The organism is Brevundimonas sp. (assembly GCF_031082345.1).
Classification (GTDB): Bacteria; Pseudomonadota; Alphaproteobacteria; order Caulobacterales; family Caulobacteraceae; genus Brevundimonas.
On record NZ_JAVHLH010000162.1, the window covers coordinates 1 to 6681 of the forward strand.

General features: G+C 73.0%; 7 protein-coding genes. All 7 read right to left on the minus strand.

The genetic code is table 11. The features are described from left to right. Positions 1-260 (minus strand): helix-turn-helix transcriptional regulator (locus RDU12_RS10820; RefSeq protein ID WP_308684601.1); only part of this gene is annotated, 260 nt, incomplete at its 3' end. Positions 261-429: 169 nt separating this feature from the next. Next, positions 430-1113, minus strand: a complete 684-nt coding sequence (locus RDU12_RS10825; RefSeq protein WP_308684602.1) for an LPD7 domain-containing protein — start codon at positions 1111-1113, stop codon at positions 430-432. Further along, positions 1113-2981, minus strand: a complete 1869-nt coding sequence (locus RDU12_RS10830) for a type IV secretory system conjugative DNA transfer family protein (RefSeq protein ID WP_308684603.1) — start codon at positions 2979-2981, stop codon at positions 1113-1115. The genes RDU12_RS10825 and RDU12_RS10830 overlap by 1 nt, the downstream gene beginning before the upstream one ends. Beyond that, positions 2947-3954 carry a P-type DNA transfer ATPase VirB11 gene (virB11, locus tag RDU12_RS10835; protein WP_300293222.1) on the minus strand — a complete coding sequence of 336 codons (1008 nt, stop codon included), beginning with the start codon at positions 3952-3954 and terminating at the stop codon, positions 2947-2949. The genes RDU12_RS10830 and virB11 overlap by 35 nt, the downstream gene beginning before the upstream one ends. Further along, positions 3954-5105: a type IV secretion system protein VirB10 gene (virB10, locus tag RDU12_RS10840; RefSeq protein ID WP_308684604.1), complete on the minus strand. Its 1152-nt coding sequence runs from the start codon at positions 5103-5105 to the stop codon at positions 3954-3956. Before virB10 ends, virB11 begins: the two co-directional genes overlap by 1 nt. Next, positions 5102-5926 carry a TrbG/VirB9 family P-type conjugative transfer protein gene (locus tag RDU12_RS10845; protein ID WP_300293336.1) on the minus strand — a complete coding sequence of 275 codons (825 nt, stop codon included), beginning with the start codon at positions 5924-5926 and terminating at the stop codon, positions 5102-5104. Before RDU12_RS10845 ends, virB10 begins: the two co-directional genes overlap by 4 nt. Next, on the minus strand, positions 5923-6681 hold a 759-nt coding region (locus RDU12_RS10850; protein WP_308684605.1), incomplete at its 5' end, for a VirB8/TrbF family protein. The genes RDU12_RS10845 and RDU12_RS10850, both read right to left, overlap by 4 nt.

The following is a 6681-nucleotide window of genomic DNA, read 5'->3' on the forward strand; positions in this document are numbered from 1 at the left end:
CGCACCCGGTCGACCGGCCGGATGTCGGCGGGCGGGGCGAGGGCCTCCAGCCGGTCGCCCAGGCCGAGCGCCTCCAGCACCCGGATCAGGGTGTCGAGGGAGACGTTTTCTCCGGCCTCGAGCCGGCGCAGGGTGTTGAGGGCCACGCCGGCGTCGTCGGCGAGCTGGCGCTGGGTCAGGTTGCGGTTCAGCCGCTGCGCCGCCAGACGGTCGCCCAGTTGCTCCGCACGGATCAGAAGCGCAGCTTCCGAGGTGGACATTCAAGAACCCCTATGTAGGTGTTTGTCGGCAGAATAGACTATTATCGCTAATGTATTGGTTCTTGTGGGTTAAGGCAATGGCAATGACATCAGAGCCCATATATGGGTGATTGACGACCATGCGGCCAATAAGCACCCATTTATGGTTGTTTACAAACACACTTGCGCCTCAGCGCTCGCGGCGTCTGTCCGCGTCCGGGCGGTCCCTTGTCGCCGACCGTTCGAGGTCCGGCGGCGGCCGGAAGGTGTGGCCGCGTTCGAGGTGGGCCGTGGCCCGCGCCCAGGCGCGTTCGAGCAGTCGCGTCCGCGCCGCCGGATCGCCGACCAGGGTTTGGACGGCGGCGGCGGCCAGCCGCATGCGGGCTTCGAGTGGCGGGGACGGGGCGACCGGGCGCTCGGTGGGGCGTGGGCGATCGGGATCCTGGGCGGGGGTCCGGGCCCCCCCCGCCTGACGGTCCCGTTCGGTGGGGCGATAGCCCCTCACCGCGATGTCCATGGCCTGGGCCTGGACCCAGGCCTCGCGGCGGAAGGCCGGATCGCCCTCGACGCGGACCTGGGTCCAGCCGCGATGGCGGGCGATCCTGAGCATGTCGGCGACGACGTCGGGATAGGCGCTCGCGGCCGTCAGCGCCCGACCCGCGTCGCGGAAGGCCGGCTGGTCGGCGCGGTGGTCGCGAAAGAAGCGCTCGGCTCGGCCGCGGCCGTCGTGTTCGATCAGATAGCGGTCGAGGATCGACGACGGCAGGTCGCCCTTGCGGCGCGAGACCGGCGCCCGGTCCGGGCCGGCCGGACTCAGGCGGCTTTCGGCGGGCGCGTCCCGTTCGGGTTTGCCGGATGAGGGCGCGGCGGCCATCAGCGGTCACGCGCGGGATCAAGGGCCGGGGCGGGCGCGCGGACGCCCGCGTCGATCATTCGGTCCAGCCAGTCGCCCACCGCCGTCTCGTCGGCTCCGGGCGCAGGCGGCGGGGCGCCCTCCGCCGCGAAGGCGCGGGCGATGGCGTCGAAGCCGAACATCGCCGTCTCGTCGGCGGCGGGGACGGGAGCGACCGACTCGGGGGCGGGCGGATCGACGCGCGGCGCGACGGGGACGAGCGGCGGCGGGCGGCGGCGGCGGACGAAGACGCGCTCGCGCCAGGAGACGATCTTGCGCCCCCGGGTCGGCGGCAGGCCGGCCTTGAGCACGATGAGGTCGCCGGGCGGCAGCTGCATCAGTTCCTGCGGCAACATCAGGGCGCGGCGCTGGTCGGAGGCGGTGGTGCTGCGCCGCCCCGGGGCCAGGCCCGTGGGTCGGCTGCGGCTGCGGGCGCTGTAGGTGTAGAAGCCGAGCCGCTCGCTGAGGTCCTGGGCGACCTTGAGCTCCTTGGGGGCGAAGACGACCTCGACGCCGCAGTTGGTCAGGATCTCCTCGGTGACGTCCGGGCCGTAGAGGGCGCGCAACTGGGACGGGCTCTGGATCACCGGCAGCAGGCGCAGGCCGTAGCCGGCGACGAAGGAAAAGGCGTGGGCGAGGACCGGGGCCGGGCCGAGACGGGCGAACTCGTCGAGCAGCACCAGCGCCGGCCGGTCGCCGGGGCCGGGCAGGGCGCGGCTGTTGAGATCGACCAGCTGCTGGAACAGCAGGCTGTAGAGCGGCGCGACCCGCTGCATATTGTCCGGGGCGGCCCCGAGATACAGGGAGACCCCGCCGCGGCGCAGGGCGCGCAGGTCGAAGTCGCTGGCGGCGGTGGCGGCGTCGACCGCCGGGTTGAGCCACAGGCCCATGCGGGTGGTGATGGTCTGGCGCACCGAGGCGAAGGTGTTCTCCCCGGCGCTGCAGAAGTCGGTCAGGGCCGAGACGCAGGGGCCCGACAGCGGTCGGTCGGCGCGCCGCCGTTCCGCGATCAGGGCCGGAAAGCGCGTGCGGGGATCGCCCCGGGTCAGCTGGCGGAAGATCTCGCCGAGGGTGAAAGGCAGGGCGGGGGTTTCGGCCACGAAGGCGCCGACGCCGATAAAGCCGATGCGGGCCGCTTCCGACCAGAAGGGGTCGGCGTGGTCATGGCCGGGGAAGAGCATCACCGCCATCCGCTGCAGTTCGTCGAGCACGACCTCGGGCCGGTCCCGCGCGACATGGCCGAGCGGGTTGTAGCGAGCCGTGCGTCCGTCGAGGGCCAGGGGGTCGAACATCAGCACCCTCTGGCCGGAGGCGGCGCGAAACCCGGCCGTGGCCAGGAAGTTCTCGCGCTTGATGTCGAGCACGACGACCGAGCCGGGCCAGGCCAGCAGATTGGGGATGACCACCCCGACGCCCTTGCCGGTGCGGGTCGGGGCGTAGACGATCACATGCTCGGGCCCATCCGAGATCAGCAGGCCGCCGCCGGCCCGTCCGAGCACCACGCCCTGTCGCGCCCGCAGGCCGGCGCGGCGTTGCTCGCCCGCCGTCGACCAGCGCGCGGCGCCGTGCAGGGGGCGGCGGCGGTTGACGATCATGACGACGATGAGGATCAGCAGCAGCAGGCCATGCCCGGCCGCGCCGATGCGCAGCCAGCGGCGCACCAGCGGATCGTCGCGATAGTACCAGAACCAGCCGGGGACGCGGGCCAGGTCGATATCCGCCTCCAGTCGGCCGAGGCCGGCGAGGGCGACGAGCGCGGTTCCCGAAAGCGCGATCGCCAGCAGGGCGGCGAGAGCGAGGGCGACGAGGGCGGCCCTAGCCGCGGGGCTGACGCTTGCGAGCCGGCTCATGCCAGACCTCCGTCATTCGGAACCGGCCGTCGATCTTCTTCATCTGCACCACCACGTCGACGAGCAGATGCAGCAAGGCGCGGATGTCCTCGCGCGGCAGGTCGCGTCCGCCCTCGGATTCGCGCACCAGCAGGGTGAGCTGCTCGAAGGCCAGGGCGGCGGAGTCCGCGTGCACCGTGGTGATCGAGCCCGGATGGCCGGAGTTGACGTTGCGCAGATAGAAGAAGGCCGTGCCGTCGCGCAGTTCCTGCAGCAGGATGCGGTCCGGCCGCATGCGCAGGGCGCTCTCCAGCAGGGCCTTGGCGCCGACCCGGGCCAGGCCCTGTCCCTCCTTCGAATAGAGCAGGTGAACGACATTGCGGTGAGGGACGGTCAGTTCGCGGGTGTCCTCGATGGTCAGCAGCCGCTCGTGGGCGGGGATCAGCTCGACCAGCCCCTTGGCGAAGGTGGTCTTGCCCGAGCCTGTCGCCCCGGAGATCAGGATGTTGCGGCGGCCCTCGACAGCGAGACGGAAGAATCCGGTCCAGTCGCCGGCGGTCCGGCGTTCGATCAGGGCGGTGTCGACATCATCGACGCCGTCGACGTCGGCGGGCCGCGTGTCGGCGAACAGGCCGGCCGCCTCGAACTCGCTGAGGCCCAAGCGCCGGTGCGACGGCTTGCGGATCGTAAGCGATACGGTTCCCGCCGGCGCCGCAGGCGGCAGGACGATCTGGCAGCGGGCGGCGCCGGGCAGGACGGTGGAGCAGATCGGCCGTTCGGCGTCGACGTCCTGTTTGGTGTAGGCGGCGGCGGCGACCGCCAGGGTGCGCAGCCAGGGCTCGGTCAGCTCGGGCCTCTCGTGCCAGCGCCAGCCGCCGGCCTGTTCGACCCCGACCTCGCCCGGACGGTTGATCACCACCTCGGTCACGTCGTCCGGCTCGAGGAAGGGCCGCAACGGAGCGAGGTAGTGATCGAGGACCGAGGTGTCGTCCATCACCGGGCCCGCAGCCGGTAGACCCCGGAAAAATCGAGGTCCTGGGCGACGAAGATGGAGACCTCCGCGCCCTGGGCCTTGCGCAGGGTCGGCGGGATGCCGACCGAGTTCTGCAGCGCCACGGCGGCGGCGTCCGAAGGGACGCGGGCCGTGGATTGAACGTCGCGGCTCTGGCCGATGGCGGCGTGGACGCCGTCGTCGACGATCGACAGCAGCAGGGCCCCGCCGAACCGGTCCCAGAAATGGCGGTCCACCGCCCCGTCGAAGCCGGCGCGGCCGAGGGCGTCCGCGGCGGGGGAGGCGAGGGAGACGGCGACGCCGCCGGGGGTGACGGCGCGGGTCCACAGCACGAACAGCCGTCCGCGGCCCGGCTCCAGTCCGCCGCGGTACTCGCCGAGCACCCGGCTGCCCCGCTCCATCAGGACGACGGCGCCGTTGTCGGACCAGACGTCGCTCGGCAGGACGCAGCTGACATAGCCGGGTGTGGCGCTGTCCATCGCCGTCTGCAGCACGCACGGGACGCTGGTTCCGGCGGTCAGCAGCAGGTTGCGGTCCGGCAGTCGATCCGCTCGGGTCCGGGCGATCGGGCTGACCCGGCGCAGTTGGTCGAGCGAAGTGGGCGCCGCCGCCGGAGAGTCCGCCGGTGCAGCGACCCCCGCGGGGCGATCCGGAGCCATGGACGCGGCTGCGCCGGGCCGGCTGTAGGCGAGAACGGGCGCGCGGCGGGCGCTCTCGGCGAGCGCCTGGCGCTGGTCCGCGGGCGACGGTCCGCCCTTCGGGACCGGGTGGGGCGTGCGGGCGGCGTCGAGGGCGGGGATGCGGTTCGCCTCGTCGATCAACAGCGGCGCCGAGGGATCGGAGGCCGCCTCGCTCAGCAGCGGCGGATCGGCGGGACGGCGCGCCGGCTCGAACGGCGTCGACGGGCGCACCGGTTCGTCGGCGGAGGCGGGATCGCGACGGCCGGCGTCGCCCCGGTCCCAGGTGGCGAACAGGAAGACGCCGCAGCCCAGGGCCAGGGCGGCCAAGGCCGTCATCTTGCCGTGTCGCCCGCCGAGCCGGCCGGCGATGGGCGAGACGCCCCGGTCCCGGACGGGCTCCGGCCGGTCCGCGCCGGCCGGCGGTTCGGACGGCGAAGGGTGTTCATGGGTCATGGCCGGTCTCCGGCGGGGGCGCGCTCGACGACGGGGGAGGCGGTGCCGGTCCCGACGGCCCGTCCCCGCCCGTCCCGGGCCTCGTTGAACAGGCACAGGACCGATCGGCCGCGGCGCAGGCGCAGGCCCCGGGGGACGCCGTGGATGACGACGAACTCGCCGCGGACGTCATAGGGGACCAGACGTTCGCCGCCGTCCTCGCCGACCTCGAACAGGGCCGGCAGGGCCTGGCTTCCGGGGAAGCGCAGGACGGTGAAGCGGCCGTTGTCGCTGACCTCGGACGGCTGCAGGGCGGGATCACCCTGGGCCGACCAGGCCAGGTTGCGCGGGCCTTCGAGCGCGCCTCGCGCCAGTTCGAGTCCGATCAGCCGGGTCTCGGCGGCGCGGGCCGCCGCGGCGAGCGACCCGGCGGCGGCCGTCTGGTCGTCGCCGGGATAGCGGAAGCGGATCTGCCATGCGACGGGGCCGCGCGCATCGGGGTCCCGGGCCTGGAGTTCGAAGGCGTAGTGGCGCGCCTCGCCGTCGCGGTCGGTGACCACCAGCAGATTGGTGGCCGGATGGCGTTCGCGCGGCTTCAGGAACAGGACCGAGCCCTCGGCCGCGACCTCCCAGGCCACGCTGTCGCCGATGGCGGCGTGACGGATCGTCTCCCGGGGCGAGAAGATGATCTGGGTCGCGGTGCGCCAGGCGCCGGCGACCGGATAGACGGCGCCCGGCTCATAGGCCACCTCGCGGACGCGGGGATCGGCGGGCGCCTGGGCCAGAACGGGCGAGGCGACGGCGAGGAGGCCAGCGGCGAAAGCGGCGGCTGGAAATTTCATCGGATGACCTCCGGATCGGCGCGATAGGAGACCACCTGAAAGCCGAGCGGGTTTCTCAGCCGGTCGGCCTCGGTCATCGGCGCGCGGGTGTAGGAAAAGGCGATGGTGGCGATCCAGTCGCTCTCCACCGTCTGCCGGGCCTGGCGGACCGTACGGCGGAAGCGGACGTTGGCGACCTCGTCATTGATGAAGCCGATCGCGCGGATGGCGATGACCGCCTCGCCGTCGGGACCGTAGAGGTTCTGCGGGCTCTGCGGGTTGGAGCCCCGGTAGAGGTCGGCCCAGCGGCGCTGTTCGGCGGGACCCGAAAGGACCGACACCAGGCGGAAGGCGTCCTCGGCGGCGGGATCGAGATAGCCCTCGCGGGCCCTCACGTACTGGGCAAGAAAATATTTGCTGACGGCCTCGTCGTAGCGCGCCGGCCCGTCTTCGCTCGACAGGCCCCGGACGACGTCGACCGCGCCGGTGGCCTGGTCGACGCGGATGACGAAGGGTTCGGTCGTCTTCAGCGGGGTCAGCAGGGCGACGGCGAGGGTGGCCGACGCCGCCAGGGCCGTGGCGGCGCCGGCCGCGATCCAGGCGAGGCGCCGCGAGCGCAGGGCCTCGGCGAGCCGGTCCTGGTCCCAGCGCCGCGCCTCCGCGAAATAGCGTTTCAGCTCGGGTGAGGGGGCGCCGGTCATGCGCAGCCTCCCGACGCGGCCTCGGGCGACGTCGGCGCCGACGCTGGCGGCGACATCAGGATCGAGCCGTGGGGA